Genomic DNA, 16,464 nt, shown 5'->3' with positions numbered 1-16,464 from the left:
CGCACACTGGCGCGAAGCACACCGTCATGCTCCTCGAGGCGCGACACCACGCCGTCGTGGAAATAGGCTTTGCCCCGAGCAAAGGTCTTCGGGTCCGCCAGCGACTGGACCTCGGCGAGGGTAATGACGTCTGAAAGGGAGGTTGAGCGAGGCATCAGTAAGTAGAAGCGATTCGAGCCATGCCGCAAATCACGGCTAGGACAATGGTACGGGTCCGAGGATTTGCCTGGTCGGACTATCGGCGAATTTGCACGTCACACCACATGTTGATGTGCGGCCAAAACTGGCTTACTTCGCTGAAGACGTCTCCGGCAATGAGCCGGCCACAATTGTATATGGCCATGCTTTCCCCTGTTGGCCCCACATCCTGGGTTATCTCCAGGCACGGCAACGTGACAGCTATCAGGACTCTCACCAATGCTACACGCGTGCGTCGCCGTAGGGGCAGTCCAGCGCCTCATCGCGTCGGCAGATGAAAGCGCAGCGAAGTGTCGTCGCCAGTTCGCTCAACTACAGGTCGTCCGCCTCGATTTTGACAGCACGGTCTACTGATTTCAGCCTCTCCTCAAGATGCCAGCGCTCAGCGTCATGCATCAGTCCGCTAACGCTGATGTCCTCGTTTAACTGGTCCCAATGCAACCCGGCACCGGACGCAGAAATACGAACATCGCGACGTTGCCCAGGTGTTGCTGCTCGCGGCGTGGGAAACCAATCGAGTGGAACACGTAAGGCGCTGCCGTTATCGAGGTGAACGGTGAAACTGGTTTCGTCGAACGAAGCATCCGTTGCTTTTGCCGACATAGCGGCTCCTTATCCGAGGCAATTTAGAAGCGTCTCGAAACAGACTACTTGACGCTTGCCTCGGCTTCAAGGATTTTGCGCATGATAGTCAAAGCATCGTCATCCAACGAGTAACGTATACTCTCCGTGTCAGTTCGCGGACTGTCCGCGGAGAGCACGCTTGCGCTTGCATACCCATTGCGGGCATACACATCCAAACGCGCTAATGGCCTTATCGCGATGCCAGTTTTGCGACCAATAAACACCGTAAAGCAGTCGCAGCTCGGGCGAGGCGTGCTGTACCGGTCTGCACACACTTCTAGCAGCTTCAAGGCCTCCTCGAGCGGCGAGTAAGGAGGCCGACCATCCGGCACTGCATTGCCTTCAATAACACACAGCTGCTTGAGCGCATCAAGGTTACCGTCGTACTCGCCGTTATACATAGCTATTGTCAACAGCGGTTCTTTATCGCGTCGTGTCATCGAGGCCCTCTCGGCCGGTTTTCGGACGCTACGCTGTCTGCAAGGCGCAGCGCCACTCGGTATCGCTTCCCACGGCGCGTTGCCTCCAGTGCGGTTTTGCCGCCCAGTGGACCTCTGCGCGAGACAAGCAAGTCATAGCGCCCGATTGCCGGCACGTACGGCGCCATACGTCGCAGGAGCTTCGCTAGCCTGTGCTTGTCGAGCGAATTGTCTGCAAGCACGGCCGGGGCGTAGGTTTCGCGAGAAATCCTTAGGTTGAACAGGCCGCCACGTCGCTCTTCGCGCACGAGTTGCGTGCGTGAGATGCCGCTTCTTTGACAAAACGCGTCGCCCGACAGGAACACGCCCTTACACGCAAGCTTTCTGCGAGTACGTACCGCGCGTCGCCGCACGTTGTGCCATCCATCGGCACTCATGGTTGGTCGCGCCGTGGCCAGCAATCTCCCGCTGATACCGTGTCCTCCTGCGGATAGTGGCGCAATATCACACGGGCCTCGCTTCGCAACTCCTGCCGCACGAGCCGCTTGTGGCCATACGCCAGCTCCATCAGCAAGTCCCGTGCGCGCCGAAGTGAGCGCGCGCGTTCGTCGGGCGTCGTCATCGTCATACCTCACTTTGTGCATCGCTGCCAGTTTTGCTCGCAGCTCGGCCAGGACCACCGGCGCGCTTATGCCGAGTACCAACTGGCTCGCGGTTGATGACGATTACCTGCATTGGCCGACGTGGTGTCGTGACAAGCGTGATACGCACGCACGAAGTACACGCGTACCCAAGACGTTGACAACACAATGCGTACGTCCGGTTATCCCAGTGCGCGGCCAAGGTCATGCGGTGGACACAGCTCTACGGTAATTTTCAGCACTATCTCGCCCCGTTCAAAAAGGCTTCCCAATCCCATGCATAGACGCAGCCCATCGGCTCGGAGTCTTCCTCAATGTAAGGGCATGTCGAGCCAAACATGTTTTTGGCGAACAACGTGCGCGCAGGCTCCGGGATTTCGCGCATGCGCACATATGGCGTTGTGCCGCTTTTGTGCACAGGGACGTCGGGGAGGATTGGGCGAGGCGGTAGCTCTTCGCCACCCGCAAGAGCGGTCGCAATGGCACGCGCCGCAAGGTCCAGCACACTGCCAGCAAAACGGGGGTACTGCGTCAGCGTTGCAGTGCCAATGTCGCCAAGAACGTCGTCGTGCAGCCGAACCTCGTAATCAGCGAGTTGTCCATCCCTTATACGACCAATGTCCGCAGGTGCAATCACGCGGCGACCCGACTCGCGCCCACCGGGTCACAATTCAACATGTTTCCCCTTAATCAACGCATCCAATCAGCATGTGTCTCTGTTTCCATGATAAGCAACGCTCTTCAGCAAAAAATCCGTGTATCGTGTGCCGCCGCTTCACCGACTCCAGTGAAGTAGTCGCTCTGATTCCAAATAAAGGCACGCATAGCGTGCACCGGCGACGATTCAGCGTTTTCGGAAATGGGCGATAACCTCCGTGGCGGCATCCAAGCCGGTTCCCGCCCAACACTTGCAGCAAATCAATGCACATGTGAGCCATCGTGTGTCCGCTACCAGCCAACCAGGGCGCGTAACCGTTCCATAAGCCAATCCGTTTCAACACGCTCCGTCCAATTTTTGCCTTCAATAGCGCGCCTCATGCGCCTCAACGTAACATCGCGCGAATGCTCAGGGAATTTGGCTGCATCTTCAAGGGCCTTTCGAATGAGCTGCCGCGCGAGGTCTTCACACATATCCCACCGGATGTACCTCTCCTCCGCTGTTAGACCGACGACAAACCTGCTGTCAATCCATCTTCCAGCTAGTTTCGGCTGCGTACCTGACAGCAAGGCAGGCGTTGGGTCCCATGGAAAGTCGACCGGTACGCACGAGGTTAATCGCTCATCACGATGGCGCCTCTCAGCATCACGCATCAGCTCGCTGACACTAATTTTTTCATCGAGTTGGTCCCAGCGCAAACCCGAGCCCGACGCGGAAATCCGAACTGCTCGCCTTTGGTCTCGCGATGCCGTGAACAGTTTAGGAAAACGTTTGAAGGGGACTTTCAACTTACCGCCATCCATCAGGACAACTGTGAAACCGTCCTTATCTACGTTGACGTCCGTTGCCACTGGTCGTATGCGATTTATCATCTAGCTTAGGCGCTCACGGTCTTTGCTCAATGTGCGAGGAGGTATGCGATGACACGCTTTGCAACGTCGATAAAGCTTTTGTCCTTAACACCAGGCACTGTTTCTGACTGGAGCGTAGTCCCCGGCGCAGCGACGATACGGATTTGCATGTAGTCGCCGTCCACAACGACTTGCACGCAAGCCTCTGGAATCGGCGAGGAATGCACGGCGGCTTGTCGTTCGACAAATAGAGAAAATTTTCGAACATCAGGATACGGTCCGAGCGGCCATTGGTACCCGTGCACGTGGAGCGCTTCAGAGGCGCGGTCCCACAACGGTCTCCTTGGGTCGATTTCCGCAATCGCGGTGTACAGCGGGTCGACATCCTTTGGCTCGATTTCGTGTGCGCCTTCGTACAGTTTGACGGCAGTGCGTGACCATTCTGCGGCCCAAGCCGCTGCAATCCGCTGCAGCAATTTGAAATCAACGTCGCTGTCGAGCATGTCGAGCGGACGGCGGTTACCCAAGCTACCTCGCGGCGACGTCAGAAAATCAAGTCGACTCATCGGTTCAGCCGGAACGATGATTCGGCAAATTGTCTGCAACCGCTTGCGATTCAGCAACGGGTCGGCCAACAACGCGGGGAAGTATTCAGTCTCATCGACGTCGACGCCAATGACACTCCCTTCTTCTACTGGCCGCGCCAGGCGCTTCTCGCTTACACCGATGCGCTCTTTGAATTCAGTCGGTGACAGCAGCTCACCGTTTGCAATCATTCCACGCCGAGCGACCAAGGCTTATTGCCAATAGTGGTCCCGCAGAATTTCACCGCCAACGTCTTCGTCGGCCTCAAGGAAAGCCTCGAGGACAATTTGTTCTATGCGTTCAATCACGTGGTCGGGCAACTGTTGAAACCTAGCGCGGTCGGCCGCCGGCAGTCGGAATTTACTAGCTGCGATTTTGCGCACAAGAGCTGACGCTAAAAATTGCGGGATATCGAACTCATTGTCGACGCGCCGCATTGCGATATCCCAGCCGTTACCAGTCGTACGTACCTCAAGAAGCTATCACCAAGATGACGACGCGCTCGGACCATTGGTCGTCTGTAGTCTGATTCCACCCTACAGTGAGGCCTCCCGCGGCCGGATGATGCACATCCGAAAAACCTCCGCACGCGGAATGATGACGCTCGCATAAACCCCTTGATAGTTGCCTTTTCAAGGCGCGCAAACCTTCGAGCCACACGTAGCGCGATGTGGCGGGCCAGTGCAGGCGGAAATAGCGAAGGTAACCAACTGAAATCGAACTCCGCCTTCCCAACCACTTCGAAGGCGAGGCCTCCCTTCAACACTCGCAACAGAGGTTCGTAGTCGGCCTTGTCGTCCGTCTTCAGCTTTCTTCGTTTCGTTGCCATGTTGCCCCTCTAATTGTTGGGGACAGATGAAACGAGCTCAACCGAAACATCAAATTCTGTATAGATAATACATATGCTGCATATAAGTATCACGCTTTTTGTTCTTTTTGTTAGTTGACGTTTACGAGTAGATTTGACGTTTTTAGATATACTTTTTCGAGTAGGCGACGCGATGGGTGGTAGATTCGCGTATTGATAAGTCATGCGCCTTTAACCTTCCGTCTTGCTCCTGGATTGAAAACAATGACCGCGCACCCGCTACGGTCTCTAATCGCTACGAATGTGAGGCTGTCTCGCGCGTATCTGAACTGGCAGCAAGACGAGCTAGCGAATCGCGCTGGATTGCATAGGACCTACATCGGTGGCCTTGAACGCGGCGAACGAAACATAACCGTTGATAGCCTCGAGCGCGTCGCGCTGGCGCTCGGCATCCCTGCGTGGCACTTGTTGAATCCCGATTTCAATCCAAAGACTCTGTTTCGTAGAGAAACCGCTGCTACCCGGTAACGTGGGCCCGGCATAGGGTTCGACGCGTTCGGATTCGGGGCTAACGTTATCCGCGACTAAAAACGCCCTAAGCCTTGCCGTTTGGACCTCTTCAGCGCGGATACAGGACTCGCACGGCGCAGAAGTCTGGGAAATCGCGTCGGGCTACTTCGGCTGCCGCAATGACGACGGCACCTTCAGCGCCGAGAAGTTCGCGAAGCAGGCCGCCGAGCCGCAAGTGAAGATGATCGAGGTGAAGCTGTCGCAAGTTGCGAAGCCGGGTCACGGTGGCGTACTGCCCGCGGCGAAGATCACGCCGGAAATCGCGGAAACACGCGGCGTGCCGATGGGCCGCGACTGCATCTCGCCCGCCACGCACTCCGAGTTCTCGACGCCGCGCGGCCTGCTCGAATTCGTCGAGCGTCTGCACACGCTTTCGGGCGGCAAGCCGACTGGCTTCAAGCTGTGCATCGGGCATCCGTGGGAGTTCTTCGGCATTGCGAAGGCGATGCTGGAAACGGGGATTCTGCCGGACTTCATCGTCGTGGACGGCGCGGAAGGTGGCACCGGCGCGGCGCCGCTGGAATTCACCGATCACGTCGGCGTACCGTTGCAGGAAGGCCTGCTGCTGGTGCACAACACGCTGGTCGGTATCGGCTTGCGGCAGCGCATCCGCATCGGCGCGAGCGGCAAGATGATCACCGCGTTCGACATCACGAAGACGCTAGCGATCGGCGCGGACTGGGTCAACGCGGCGCGCGGCTTCATGTTCGCGGTGGGCTGCATTCAGGCGCAAACCTGCCACACCGGCCGCTGCCCGACCGGTGTCGCGACCCAGGACCCGGTGCGCCAGCGCGCGCTGGTGGTGCCGGACAAGGCCGACCGCGTGTTCAACTTTCACCACAACACGCTGCATGCGCTGAAGGAGATCATTCAGGCCGCGGGGTTGAAGCATCCGGCGGAACTGCGCGCGCATCACATCGTGCGGCGCGTGTCGTCGCATGAGGTGCGGCTGATGTCGGAACTGCTGAATTATCTCGAGCCGAACGATCTGCTCACCGGCAACTATCGCTACTCGCTGTTCGAAAAGTACTGGCCTGTCGCGCAAAGCGACTCGTTCTCGCCGAGGGTGGAATTGGCGGCGACGTGACCGCCGATGCATGACTCACGACACAGGGCCGCCAACACGCGGCCCTGTGTCGTTCAAAAGCTGCATCCCGCCCGCGTCCGACCCCGTAAAACGGACGCCCCCTTGCCTTTCCGTTAAAATCTACGGTTTAGCACTTCGCTCCACGGCCACCTCGCGCACTTCGGCGCTTGGCGGGGGGCCTCATGCCCGAAAGGCACTTCATGCTCACGTTTCAGCAAATCATCCTGACACTGCAGTCCTATTGGGACAAGCAGGGTTGCGCGTTGCTCCAGCCGATCGACATGGAAGTCGGCGCGGGAACGTCCCACGTCCATACGTTCCTGCGCGCAATCGGCCCCGAGCCGTGGCGCGCCGCCTACGTGCAACCGTCGCGCCGTCCGAAAGACGGTCGCTACGGCGAGAACCCGAACCGTCTGCAGCACTACTACCAGTACCAGGTGGTGCTGAAGCCCGCGCCGGAAAACATCCTCGACCTGTACCTCGGTTCGCTCGAAGCCCTCGGTTTCGATCTGAAGCAGAACGACGTGCGCTTCGTCGAAGACGACTGGGAAAACCCCACGCTCGGCGCCTGGGGGCTGGGCTGGGAAGTGTGGCTGAACGGCATGGAAGTGACCCAGTTCACCTACTTCCAGCAAGTCGGCGGGCTGGACTGCAAGCCGGTGCTCGGCGAAATCACGTACGGGCTCGAGCGTCTCGCGATGTATCTGCAGAAGGTCGAAAACGTCTACGACCTGGTGTGGACCGAGTGGGAAGAGCAAGGCCCGAACGGCCCGGAAATCCGTCGGCTCACGTATGGCGACGTGTATCACCAGAACGAAGTCGAACAGTCCACGTACAACTTCGAGCAGGCGAACGTCGATCTGCTGTTCACGTTTTTCAACAGCTACGAAGCGGAAGCGAAGCGCATGATCGAAGCGCAGATCGCGCTGCCCGCCTATGAGCTGGTGCTCAAGGCCGGCCACACGTTCAACCTGCTCGACGCACGCGGCGCGATTTCGGTCACGGAACGCGCGGCGTACATCGGCCGGATTCGCGCGCTGTCGCGTCTGGTCGCACAGGCTTACTACGATTCGCGTGAAAAGCTCGGCTTCCCGATGCTCGGCAATCCGGTGCACGGCGTGCCCGGCCTCACCACCGACGAGCAAGATGCCGCAATGCCCGCGTGGGCGCCGCCGCTGAAAGTCGAGCGCAAGATCGACCAGGACTGACGAGAACATCACCTCATGACTCAACCCCATCACGCTACCCTGCTCGTCGAGCTGTTGACTGAAGAACTGCCGCCGAAAGCGCTCGCGCGCCTTGGCGACGCGTTCGCTGAAGGTATTGCGCAGCGCCTCGCGGCGCGCGATCTGATCGAAGGCGAACTGTCGTTCGAGCGTTACGCGACGCCGCGCCGCCTCGCGGTCACGATCAAGAACGTGCGCGCGGTCGCGCCGGAAAAGCACGTGCGCGAAAAAGTGCTGCCGGTTTCCGTCGCGCTCGATAAAGACGGCCAACCCACCGCGCCGCTCGCGAAGAAACTCGCTGCGCTCGGCTTCCCCGATTTTTCGGTGAACGACCTGGAGCGCGCGCAGGACGGCAAGGCCGAAGCGTTCTTCCTGCGCTATGCGGCGCCTGGCGCGACGCTCGCCGACGGTCTGCAAGACGCGCTCAACGAAGCGCTCTCCAAGCTGCCGGTCCCGAAGGACATGACCTATCAGCGTCCGGACGGCACCAATGTGAAGTTTGTGCGTCCGGCGCATCGTCTGACCGCACTGCATAACGACCAGGTCGTGCCGGTCAGCGCGCTCGGCATCGACGCCGACGACACCACGCTCGGCCACCGCTTCCTCTCCGAAGGTTTCGTGCAGATCCAGCATGCGGATGCGTACTCCGAAACGCTGATGCACAAAGGCCGCGTGGTCGCGAATTTCGCCGACCGCAAGGAAACCATCCGCACGCACCTGCTCGCGCAAGCCAACGGCGACCAGGTGGTGATGCCCGAAGCGCTGCTCGACGAAGTGACGTCGCTGGTCGAATGGCCGGTGGTCTATTCGTGCCGTTTCGAGGACGAGTTCCTGCAAGTGCCGCAGGAATGCCTGATCCTCACGATGCAGACCAACCAGAAGTACTTCGCACTGACCGATGCGAACGGCAAGCTGCGCTCGCGCTTCCTGATCGTGTCGAACATCGAGACGACGACGCCCGGCGATATCATCGAAGGCAATGAGCGGGTGGTGCGCCCGCGCCTGGCCGATGCGAAATTCTTCTTCGAGCAGGACAAAAAGAAGCCGCTCGCCGATCGTGTGCCGCTGCTCGCGAACGTCGTGTATCACAACAAACTGGGCTCGGCGCTGCAACGCGTCGAGCGTGTCGAAGCGCTGGCCGGCGCGATCGCCGGGCTGATCGGCGCCGATGCTGCGCTCGCAAAGCGCGCCGCGCGTCTGGCCAAAGCCGACCTGATCACCGACATGGTCGGCGAATTCCCCGAGCTGCAAGGCACTATGGGCACGTACTACGCGCGCCACGACGGCGAGCCGGAAGAAGTCGCGCTCGCGTGCTCGGAACACTATCAGCCGCGCTTTTCGGGCGACGCGTTGCCCACCACCGCGACCGGCACCGTCGTCGCGCTGGCCGACAAGCTCGAAACGCTGGTCGGCATCTGGGGCATCGGCCTGCAACCCACCGGCGAAAAAGACCCGTTCGCACTGCGCCGTCATGCGCTCGGGGTGCTACGGATTCTGGTCGAGAAGCAGTTGCCGATCGACCTCGTCGAACTGCTGCGCACCGCTTACGCGCAATTCGCCGCAGTGCCGAACGTTGCCGATTCGACGCAAGCCGTCTACGAATTCAGCATGGACCGCCTACGCGGCCTGCTGCGTGAACGTGGCTACGCGGCCGGAGAAATCGACGCGGTGCTGGCGCTGAACCCCACGCGCCTGGACGACATCGTCGCGCGCCTGGATGCGGTGCGCGAGTTCGCGACGCTGGCCGAGGCGGCATCGCTCGCCGCGGCCAACAAGCGCATCTCGAACATCCTGAAGAAGTCGGAAGGCGCGGCGACCGGCGGCGTGCAGACCGCGCTGCTCGTCGAGACGGCGGAAAAAGCCTTGCATGCGCAGCTCGAACAGGTCGCGCCGCGCGTGCAGACGCAACTGGCCGCGCGCGACTACACGGGCGCGCTGACCGCGCTCGCCGCGTTGCGTGAGCCGGTCGACACGTTCTTCGACGACGTGATGGTAAACGCTGAAGATCCGGCGCTGCGCGCCAACCGTCTGGCCTTGCTCGGCGCGCTGCATCAGCAGATGAACTGCGTCGCCGACATTTCCCGACTCGACGCCTGAGCCCCGCGCCATGCCGACCAAAAAAGTGGTGATCCTCGACCGCGACGGCGTGATCAACGTCGACTCCGACGCGTTCATCAAGTCGCCGGACGAATGGGTCGCACTGCCTGGCTCGCTCGAAGCGATCGCGCGTCTGAACCAGGCCGGTTATCGCGTGGCGATCGCGACCAATCAGTCTGGTATCGGCCGCGGTCTGTTCGACATGAACGCGCTCAATGCGATGCATCTGAAGATGCATCGGCTGGCGGCGGCGGTCGGCGGACGTATCGAAGCCGTGTTCTTCTGCCCGCACACGGCGGAAGATCACTGCGAATGCCGCAAGCCGAAGCCCGGCATGCTGAAGATGATCACCGAGCGTTTCGAGGTCGATCCGGAGCACACGCCGGTCGTCGGCGACGCAATGCGCGATCTGCAGGCCGGCGCGGCGCTCGGCCACCCGCTTCATCTGGTGCTGACCGGCAAGGGCCGCAAGACACTCGCGGCCGGCGGCTTGCCCGAAGGCACGATCGTGCACGACGACCTGCGCGCGTTCGCGCTCGACTTTCTCGCCGACGCTCAAGAGTGACGCGCGCCACGCGCGTCCCCAACCCTCACAGACCATGCCGATGCGCTTCATTCGTTCTTTGCTGCTGCTGATCTACTTCGTGCTGTTCACGGTGCCGTACGCGGTCGCGTGCTTCATCGCATTCCCTTTCCTGCGCGCCGACAACCGCTACTGGATGGCGGCCGGCTGGTGCCGCGCAACGCTCATGACGGTGCGCTGGCTCAACGGTATCCGCTACCGGATCGAAGGCTACGAGAACCTGCCCAACGGTCCGGCGGTGCTGCTCTCCAAGCATCAATCGGCGTGGGAAACGCTGGCGTTTCCGGCACTGATGCCGCGGCCGCTGTGCTACGTGTTCAAGCGCGAGCTGCTCTACGTGCCGTTCTTCGGCTGGGCGCTCGGCATGCTGAAGATGGTTCACATCAATCGCAAGGAAGGCAAGTACGCGTTCGAATCCGTCATCCGACAAGGCAAGGCGCGCATGGCGGAAGGCGCATGGGTCATCATGTTTCCGGAAGGCACCCGCACGCCGACCGGCAAGCAAGGCAAATACAAGACCGGCGGCGCACGCTTCGCGATCGCTTCCGGCGCACCGGTCGTGCCGATCGCGCATAACGCGGGACGCGTATGGCCTCGCAACTCGTTTCTGAAATATGCGGGTATAGTCACAGTGTCGATCGGCAAGCCGATCGAGACGACGGGGCTCACGCCCGACGAAGTCAACACGCGCGTCGAACAGTGGATCGAAACTGAAATGCGTCGCATCGATCCCACCGCGTACCGCGCGGCGGATGACAACTCCGCCGCCGCACCAATCTGACGCGCCCACGCCCTCACAGGCGTATCGCGCGAAGCGAATCCGATGCAGAAGTCTCCTACGTCGCAGCCCGCTGCGGCGCTCGATAACCGGCAGCTCGATCTCCCGCTCTTCGCAGAGCCAGGGTCGACGTCGTCGTCCCCGTCGCCTTCCGCGCCATCGCCGGGCTCGCCTGCCGCGCAACAGCCGACCGTGCCGCTCGCGCCGGACGGCAGCAAGCTGCGCAGCCTGACCATCGGCTCGCGCACGCTGCACTACGCGCTCAAGCGTTCGGCGCGCCGCTCGATCGGCTTTGCGATCGACAGCACCGGTCTGACGATCACGGCGCCGCGCTGGGTCACGCTCGCCGATATCGAAACCGCGATCACCGAAAAGCAGCGCTGGATCTTCACGAAGCTGATCGAATGGCAAACGCGAGTCGAACAGCGCGCGTTGCCGAAGGTCGACTGGAAAGACGGCGCCGAGGTGCCGTATCTCGGCCAACCGGTGCGTGTGAAGCTCGGTTCGCCGCGAGGCACGTTGGCGTTCAGCGCAGCCGACGCGGCGCTGCAAGTGCCGTTGCCGTTGCAGGCCGATCCGCAGCAGATCAAGGACCGCGTGCAAGGCTGGCTGCAAGGCGAAGCGAAACGTCTGTTCGGCGAGCGCCTCGCGATTTACGCTGAAAAGCTCGGCGTCGACTATCGCGCGTATGCGCTCTCGTCAGCGGCCACGCGCTGGGGCAGTTGTTCGAGTGATGGCAAGATTCGCCTGAACTGGCGGCTGATTCATTTTCCGCTGTCCATCATCGACTACGTCGTTGCACACGAACTCGCGCATCTGCGTGAAATGAATCACAGCCCGCGCTTCTGGCAAACGGTCGAATCGATTTTTCCGGAATTCCGCGAAGCGCGGCAGACGCTAAAGTCGCATCCGCCGGAATTGCTGCCGACGCTTTGAGCGTCTTCGCGTCTTTATCTTCAAGCCGGCGCTTCATCCTGATGAAGCGCCGGCTTGCATCTCAACCGGCCAACACCGGTCACTAACTGCGACGATTCGCCGCTTACTCCGTGCAGAAGGTCTCGTGCAGATGCCGCCACGTCACCTTGCCGTGCGCGTCGAGATCCAGCACCGCCGTCGAGCGCCGCACGTTCGCGTTGCCCGCAGCGTCGCGCTGATACTCGCGATACTTCACCACCGCACCCGCCGGATACTCCGCGACGATCTCCATATCGCGAATCGTGATTTGCGAGCCGGGACGCGCGCCGCGCAGCCTCGCGAAGATGTCGCACGCGCCCGCATGATCCAGTGCGGCGCCGGACGGCATCACCATCGTGAATTGCGGTGCGAAGCGCGCCACGATCCGTTGCAGCGCGCCGTCGTCCGCGGAGCCGTCGAACAATGCCTGGATTTCGGCGTGAATCTCGCCGAGTTCTTTGAAGTAGGGATTATTGTTGTTCATTGTTTGAGCTTGCCCCGCCATCTACCTCATTTTTTCTTCTGGATGAATTCGATCTTGTAGCCGTCCGGGTCCGTGACGAATGCGATCACGGTGGTACCGTGTTTCATCGGGCCGGCTTCGCGCACGACCGTTCCGCCTTGCGCCTTGATCTTGTCACAAGCGGCATACGCGTCCTCGACTTCGACCGCGAGGTGTCCGAAGCCGGTGCCGAGATCATACGAAGGCGTGTCCCAGTTTTGCGTCAGTTCGATGACAGTGCCGTCGCGTTCGTCCGTATAGCCGACGAAGGCCAGTGTGAATTTACCGTCCGGATAATCGTCGCGGCGCAGCAGTTTCATGCCGAGCAGTTCGGTGTAGAAGGCAATGGAACGATCCAGATCGCCGACCCGGAGCATGGTGTGAAGCAGGCGCATTGTGCACTCCCTGTTTGTTGCGTGATAACGAGACCGTAAATGTACCCGGAATCACGCATCGCTGCAGAGCTCGGGTCACGCGCGCCGGCGCTCAGAACTGATGCCGCAGCCCAGCCATGAGCCCGAGTTGCGTGCCCTTCTGCGCAAGTCCGATGCCGTTGACGCCTTGCAGTTGCGCGCCGATCAGACCGCCCCGGTATTGCGCATAGTCGCCTTCCAGATAGATGTCGGTGCGCCTCGACAGGTTATAGTCGGCGACCAGTTGATACTGCCAGGCCGAGCCGTCCTGCGCGGCGGTCTTGCCGTCCTGCAACGTGCGCCACACGTTCGCCGCGAAGTGCCACGCGTTGCCGACCTGCTGCGTGATGCCGCCCATGATCATGCGACGCCGCGCGAAGTCCGTGTACTTGAGCGCGGCCAGCACGGGCGCGGTGAAGGGCCCGTTGGCGAAGTTCGAAAAACCGGCGTCGTTCTGATTGACGATGTAGCCCGCCGAAAAGCGCGTGCGGTTCCACGTATAGGAACCGCCGAAGGTCCACGCTTTCGCCGCCGCGCCGTTGACCGAATCTTTCGACTCTTCGTACGCGCCGCCGATGGTGAATGGACCACCCGCCGGCCCGTAAGCGGCGGCGGCGCCGATCTGGCTGCCGTACGAATTGCCCGCGTTGCCGCCGAACGCATAACCGGCCGAGAAGCTGAAGCCGTTGTATCTCGCCTGATATTGCACCTGGTTGCTGGTCCAGATGCCGCCCGTCATGGTCACTTCCGGCTGGAAGCTGAAATCGTAGGGAATCCAGAAGTTGCTGCCATAGCCGCCCGCCGTAATGCCTTCGATCATCACGTTGTACTGGCGACCCAGAATCACCTGGCCGAACGCGTTCGATCGCACGCCCACTTGCGCTTCGTTGAAGAACGGCAACGTGGGATCGCTCTGGCCACTGTTGATGTTCAAACGATTTTCGAGCTTGAAGAAGGTGGACCAGCCGCCGCCGAGATCCTCGACGCCTTTCACGCCCCAGCGGCTTTGCGTCAAGCCACCTGGACCGAGTCCGATCGACGAGTCGCCAGCCTTGTTCACGTTGGTCAGATAGCGCACGCTTTCGTCGACCACGCCGTACAGCGTCACGCTGGACTGCGCGTGCGCCGCCTGCCATCCCAGCGACGCGATCGCCGCGGGCATCATGGCCGCCGCCCACCTGCATACGTGCTTCATGTCGTCTCCTCGTACCGGCTCCGCTTTGCGCGAACCGGCTCGTCGGCGTGGGCGTCGGCGCGCTGCACTGTGGTGACGCAGTCCGTATGAATGTCCTGATGAAACGCTGGTGTTCGAACCTTAGCGCGAAATGGTGGCGTTCATAAAATTGGTCTGACGTAGGTGTTGCTAACGAAGCAAAGGACTTGCGGGCTGTAGGAAGCACGCGTAGAAGGTAGGGGCTTCGGTTTGCGGACGGGCTGGGTTTGCTATCGTATGACTTATCGCGGCGGCCGCACGCTTTTTTGGGTTTCGCATCCGCTTCTGACCGCAGCATCCCTGTCACCGCTTCCCGATCTCACCGCCATCAACGCCCATGAGCATCACCGTCCTGCCCGCACGCCGCGCCCCGGATAGCTTCGCAATCCTGTTGATGATCGGCCTGTGCGCGATCTGGGGACTGCAGCAAGTGGCGATCAAGAGCACCAACTCGGCGCTGCCACCAGTCTTCCAGGCCGGCTTGCGTTCCGCGATCGCGGCGGCGCTGGTGTGGGGTTGGGCGCGTGCCCGTGGCACGCCGCTCTTTCGCGACGACGGCACGCTAGGCGCGGGCCTGCTCGCGGGCGTGCTGTTCGCCGCGGAGTTCGTCTGCATCTTTCTCGGCTTGACGCTGACCAGCGCGTCGCGCATGGCGGTGTTTCTGTACACGGCGCCGTGCTTCACGGCGCTCGGGCTGCACTGGTTCGTCGACGGTGAACGGATGCGGCGGATTCAATGGCTCGGCATCTTCGTCGCGTTCGCGGGGATGACGCTGGCATTCGCGGACGGCTTCCTGCATGGGCCCGCTGCGCGCGGCTCGACGCTCGCAGGCGTGGCCGGCGACGCGCTCGGCGTGGTAGCAGGCATCCTGTGGGCCGCGACGACCGTGGTGGTGCGCGCGACGCGCCTCGCGCAATCGAGCGCCAGCAAAACGCTGTTCTATCAGTTGGCGGTATCGGCGGTGGTGTTGCTCGCGCTGGCGCTCGGGCTCGGCCAGGCCCGCGTCGACACCGTCACGCCGCTCGCCTTGGTGAGCCTCGCGTATCAGGCGGTGGTCGTCGCGTTCGTCAGCTATCTGGTGTGGTTCTGGTTGCTGACGCGCTATAGCGCGTCGCGCCTGTCGGTGTTCTCGTTTCTCACGCCGCTGTTCGGCGTGACCTTCGGCGTGATGCTGCTCGGCGAGTCGTTCAGCCTGCGCTTCTTGTTGGCCGCGATGCTGGTGTTAACCGGCATTGCGCTGGTCAATGCACCGGCAAAGCGGTTTGCGGCTTAGGGATTAGCGCCTCGCGCGCGCGATTCGACGCGCGTGGCGAGTGGCGCTCAACACGCGGGCACAATGCGTGTGGTGTGGCCCGGCGCGAGTGACTTACCCTTTGCCCGCCACGATCTGCGCCACGCGCACGTATTCGGCAACCGGCACGTCTTCGGCACGGCGTTGCAGATCGAAGCCGAGTGCGTCGAAATCCACCGAATCGCGGAACGCTGCGAGCGTGTTGCGCAACATCTTCCGACGCTGCGAGAACGCCGCCGTCACCACTTCGCCCAGCACCCGCTCGTCGACGGCCGGCAGCTCATGTGCCTCGTACGGGATCATCCGCACGATCGCCGAATCGACCTTCGGCGGCGGCTGGAACGCCTCGGGCGGCACGTCGAGCTGCTTGTCGATCACGTAGCGGTATTGCAGCATTACGGATAGCCGGCTGAACGCCTTGGTGCCCGGCTCCGCCACCATCCGCTCGACCACTTCGTTCTGCAACATGAAGTGCTGATCGATCACGAGATGCGCGAACGAGGTCAGATGAAACAGCAGCGGGCTCGAAATGTTGTAAGGCAGATTGCCGACGATACGCAGCGACGCCTTCTCGCCAGGCGCGGCCAGCGAGCCGAAGTCGAACGCGAGCGCATCGCCCGCGTGCAGTTCGAGCAGGTCGCCGAACTTCGTCTTCAGACGGCCGATCAGATCGCGATCCAGTTCGACCGCGTGCAGCGGCGCCTGCGCCGTCGCCAGGCGCTCGATCAGCGGTTCGGTGAGCGCGCCGAGCCCCGGTCCGATCTCGACCATGCGCTCGCCGCGCTGCGGCCGGATCACGTCGACGATCGAATCGATCACGCCCATGTCGACCAGAAAGTTCTGACCGAAACGCTTGCGCGCGAGATGACCTTGGTGCCGGCCCTGTTGCTGTCTGCTGGTGGACATCGAAGAAACGCTAAGAAAGAGAACTGCTTAAGAAAAGGAATACGCGCAACGCACGTGCGA

18 protein-coding genes and 1 pseudogene are annotated in these 16,464 nt (G+C 61.3%); 8 read left to right on the top strand and 11 right to left on the bottom strand.

The features are described from left to right. Nucleotides 1-510: 510 nt before the first annotated feature. From P0D89_RS29320 to P0D89_RS29290, 7 genes are all read right to left on the bottom strand, one after another. Complete coding sequence (locus tag P0D89_RS29320; RefSeq protein WP_408377593.1) at nucleotides 511-801, bottom strand: DUF2442 domain-containing protein; 291 nt, start codon at nucleotides 799-801, stop codon at nucleotides 511-513. A gap of 44 nt (nucleotides 802-845) precedes the next feature. After that, entirely contained in the window at nucleotides 846-1,262 is a 417-nt protein-coding gene (locus P0D89_RS29315) for a hypothetical protein (RefSeq protein WP_408377592.1), read from the bottom strand. Nucleotides 1,263-1,674: 412 nt separating this feature from the next. After that, nucleotides 1,675-1,863, bottom strand: coding sequence for a BPSL0761 family protein (locus P0D89_RS29310; protein ID WP_408377590.1), 189 nt, complete (start codon nucleotides 1,861-1,863; stop codon nucleotides 1,675-1,677). Between the two features lie 260 nt (nucleotides 1,864-2,123). Beyond that, entirely contained in the window at nucleotides 2,124-2,519 is a 396-nt protein-coding gene (locus P0D89_RS29305; RefSeq protein ID WP_408377589.1) for a hypothetical protein, read from the bottom strand. Between the two features lie 311 nt (nucleotides 2,520-2,830). Next, nucleotides 2,831-3,412, bottom strand: a complete 582-nt coding sequence (locus tag P0D89_RS29300) for a DUF2442 domain-containing protein (protein ID WP_408362103.1) — start codon at nucleotides 3,410-3,412, stop codon at nucleotides 2,831-2,833. A gap of 26 nt (nucleotides 3,413-3,438) precedes the next feature. After that, the gene (locus P0D89_RS29295) at nucleotides 3,439-4,167 is read right to left on the bottom strand and encodes a hypothetical protein (RefSeq protein WP_408377588.1); all 729 of its coding nucleotides are present in this window, start codon (nucleotides 4,165-4,167) and stop codon (nucleotides 3,439-3,441) included. A gap of 21 nt (nucleotides 4,168-4,188) precedes the next feature. Then, the gene (locus tag P0D89_RS29290) at nucleotides 4,189-4,413 is read right to left on the bottom strand and encodes a hypothetical protein (RefSeq protein WP_408377587.1); all 225 of its coding nucleotides are present in this window, start codon (nucleotides 4,411-4,413) and stop codon (nucleotides 4,189-4,191) included. A 635-nt stretch (nucleotides 4,414-5,048) separates the two neighbouring features. On the opposite strand from P0D89_RS29290, the gene P0D89_RS29285 reads away from it, so the two are divergent. The 7 genes and pseudogenes from P0D89_RS29285 (at nucleotide 5,049) to P0D89_RS29255 (ending at nucleotide 12,061) form a co-directional block, all read left to right on the top strand. Continuing rightward, nucleotides 5,049-5,312 carry a helix-turn-helix domain-containing protein gene (locus tag P0D89_RS29285; protein ID WP_408362100.1) on the top strand — a complete coding sequence of 88 codons (264 nt, stop codon included), beginning with the start codon at nucleotides 5,049-5,051 and terminating at the stop codon, nucleotides 5,310-5,312. Between the two features lie 121 nt (nucleotides 5,313-5,433). Next, a pseudogene (locus tag P0D89_RS29280) lies at nucleotides 5,434-6,441 on the top strand (FMN-binding glutamate synthase family protein); the annotation flags it as partial. Between the two features lie 200 nt (nucleotides 6,442-6,641). Next, nucleotides 6,642-7,649, top strand: a complete 1,008-nt coding sequence (gene glyQ / locus P0D89_RS29275; protein WP_408362115.1) for a glycine--tRNA ligase subunit alpha — start codon at nucleotides 6,642-6,644, stop codon at nucleotides 7,647-7,649. Nucleotides 7,650-7,664: 15 nt separating this feature from the next. Next, on the top strand, nucleotides 7,665-9,764 hold the full coding sequence (gene glyS / locus P0D89_RS29270; RefSeq protein ID WP_408377585.1) for a glycine--tRNA ligase subunit beta: 2,100 nt from the start codon (nucleotides 7,665-7,667) through the stop codon (nucleotides 9,762-9,764). Between the two features lie 10 nt (nucleotides 9,765-9,774). After that, entirely contained in the window at nucleotides 9,775-10,329 is a 555-nt protein-coding gene (gene gmhB, locus P0D89_RS29265) for a D-glycero-beta-D-manno-heptose 1,7-bisphosphate 7-phosphatase (RefSeq protein WP_408362098.1), read from the top strand. A gap of 40 nt (nucleotides 10,330-10,369) precedes the next feature. Continuing rightward, nucleotides 10,370-11,128 carry a lysophospholipid acyltransferase family protein gene (locus P0D89_RS29260; RefSeq protein ID WP_408362097.1) on the top strand — a complete coding sequence of 253 codons (759 nt, stop codon included), beginning with the start codon at nucleotides 10,370-10,372 and terminating at the stop codon, nucleotides 11,126-11,128. Nucleotides 11,129-11,170: 42 nt separating this feature from the next. Continuing rightward, nucleotides 11,171-12,061 carry a M48 family metallopeptidase gene (locus P0D89_RS29255; protein WP_408362096.1) on the top strand — a complete coding sequence of 297 codons (891 nt, stop codon included), beginning with the start codon at nucleotides 11,171-11,173 and terminating at the stop codon, nucleotides 12,059-12,061. A 103-nt stretch (nucleotides 12,062-12,164) separates the two neighbouring features. Here the strand turns inward: P0D89_RS29255 and P0D89_RS29250 are convergent, their stop codons facing one another. From P0D89_RS29250 to P0D89_RS29240, 3 genes are all read right to left on the bottom strand, one after another. Further along, nucleotides 12,165-12,563 (bottom strand): hypothetical protein, encoded by a 399-nt coding sequence (locus P0D89_RS29250; protein ID WP_408362095.1) that lies wholly within the window; start codon nucleotides 12,561-12,563, stop codon nucleotides 12,165-12,167. Between the two features lie 26 nt (nucleotides 12,564-12,589). After that, nucleotides 12,590-12,976 (bottom strand): lactoylglutathione lyase, encoded by a 387-nt coding sequence (gene gloA, locus P0D89_RS29245; RefSeq protein ID WP_408362094.1) that lies wholly within the window; start codon nucleotides 12,974-12,976, stop codon nucleotides 12,590-12,592. Between the two features lie 91 nt (nucleotides 12,977-13,067). Next, the gene (locus P0D89_RS29240; RefSeq protein WP_408362093.1) at nucleotides 13,068-14,189 is read right to left on the bottom strand and encodes a porin; all 1,122 of its coding nucleotides are present in this window, start codon (nucleotides 14,187-14,189) and stop codon (nucleotides 13,068-13,070) included. Between the two features lie 355 nt (nucleotides 14,190-14,544). On the opposite strand from P0D89_RS29240, the gene P0D89_RS29235 reads away from it, so the two are divergent. Next, a complete protein-coding gene (locus tag P0D89_RS29235) occupies nucleotides 14,545-15,480 on the top strand; it encodes a DMT family transporter (RefSeq protein WP_408362092.1) in 936 nt (311 codons plus the stop codon). A 93-nt stretch (nucleotides 15,481-15,573) separates the two neighbouring features. Here P0D89_RS29235 and rsmA read toward each other — a convergent pair whose 3' ends face one another. Next, entirely contained in the window at nucleotides 15,574-16,404 is an 831-nt protein-coding gene (rsmA, locus tag P0D89_RS29230) for a 16S rRNA (adenine(1518)-N(6)/adenine(1519)-N(6))-dimethyltransferase RsmA (RefSeq protein WP_408377583.1), read from the bottom strand. Nucleotides 16,405-16,464 lie beyond the last annotated feature (60 nt).

The organism is Paraburkholderia sp. RL18-085-BIA-A (genome assembly GCF_046027075.1).
In the GTDB taxonomy this organism is placed as follows: domain Bacteria; phylum Pseudomonadota; class Gammaproteobacteria; order Burkholderiales; family Burkholderiaceae; genus Paraburkholderia.
Note: the sequence above shows the minus strand (reverse complement) of the source record. Positions and strands in the feature narration are given on the sequence as shown.

What these genes read in the sequence shown, in the direction of transcription:
- P0D89_RS29295 (WP_408377588.1), bottom strand. Translation starts at nt 4,167, where the DNA reads ATGATTGCAAACGGTGAGCTGCTGTCACCGACTGAATTCAAAGAGCGC.
- P0D89_RS29285 (WP_408362100.1), top strand. Translation starts at nt 5,049, where the DNA reads ATGACCGCGCACCCGCTACGGTCTCTAATCGCTACGAATGTGAGGCTG.
- P0D89_RS29310 (WP_408377590.1), bottom strand. Translation starts at nt 1,863, where the DNA reads ATGACGACGCCCGACGAACGCGCGCGCTCACTTCGGCGCGCACGGGAC.
- glyS (WP_408377585.1), top strand. Translation starts at nt 7,665, where the DNA reads ATGACTCAACCCCATCACGCTACCCTGCTCGTCGAGCTGTTGACTGAA.
- P0D89_RS29250 (WP_408362095.1), bottom strand. Translation starts at nt 12,563, where the DNA reads ATGAACAACAATAATCCCTACTTCAAAGAACTCGGCGAGATTCACGCC.
- P0D89_RS29290 (WP_408377587.1), bottom strand. Translation starts at nt 4,413, where the DNA reads ATGCGGCGCGTCGACAATGAGTTCGATATCCCGCAATTTTTAGCGTCA.
- P0D89_RS29260 (WP_408362097.1), top strand. Translation starts at nt 10,370, where the DNA reads ATGCGCTTCATTCGTTCTTTGCTGCTGCTGATCTACTTCGTGCTGTTC.
- gloA (WP_408362094.1), bottom strand. Translation starts at nt 12,976, where the DNA reads ATGCGCCTGCTTCACACCATGCTCCGGGTCGGCGATCTGGATCGTTCC.
- P0D89_RS29240 (WP_408362093.1), bottom strand. Translation starts at nt 14,189, where the DNA reads ATGAAGCACGTATGCAGGTGGGCGGCGGCCATGATGCCCGCGGCGATC.
- P0D89_RS29255 (WP_408362096.1), top strand. Translation starts at nt 11,171, where the DNA reads ATGCAGAAGTCTCCTACGTCGCAGCCCGCTGCGGCGCTCGATAACCGG.
- rsmA (WP_408377583.1), bottom strand. Translation starts at nt 16,404, where the DNA reads ATGTCCACCAGCAGACAGCAACAGGGCCGGCACCAAGGTCATCTCGCG.
- P0D89_RS29300 (WP_408362103.1), bottom strand. Translation starts at nt 3,412, where the DNA reads ATGATAAATCGCATACGACCAGTGGCAACGGACGTCAACGTAGATAAG.
- gmhB (WP_408362098.1), top strand. Translation starts at nt 9,775, where the DNA reads ATGCCGACCAAAAAAGTGGTGATCCTCGACCGCGACGGCGTGATCAAC.
- P0D89_RS29235 (WP_408362092.1), top strand. Translation starts at nt 14,545, where the DNA reads ATGAGCATCACCGTCCTGCCCGCACGCCGCGCCCCGGATAGCTTCGCA.
- P0D89_RS29315 (WP_408377592.1), bottom strand. Translation starts at nt 1,262, where the DNA reads ATGACACGACGCGATAAAGAACCGCTGTTGACAATAGCTATGTATAAC.
- glyQ (WP_408362115.1), top strand. Translation starts at nt 6,642, where the DNA reads ATGCTCACGTTTCAGCAAATCATCCTGACACTGCAGTCCTATTGGGAC.
- P0D89_RS29320 (WP_408377593.1), bottom strand. Translation starts at nt 801, where the DNA reads ATGTCGGCAAAAGCAACGGATGCTTCGTTCGACGAAACCAGTTTCACC.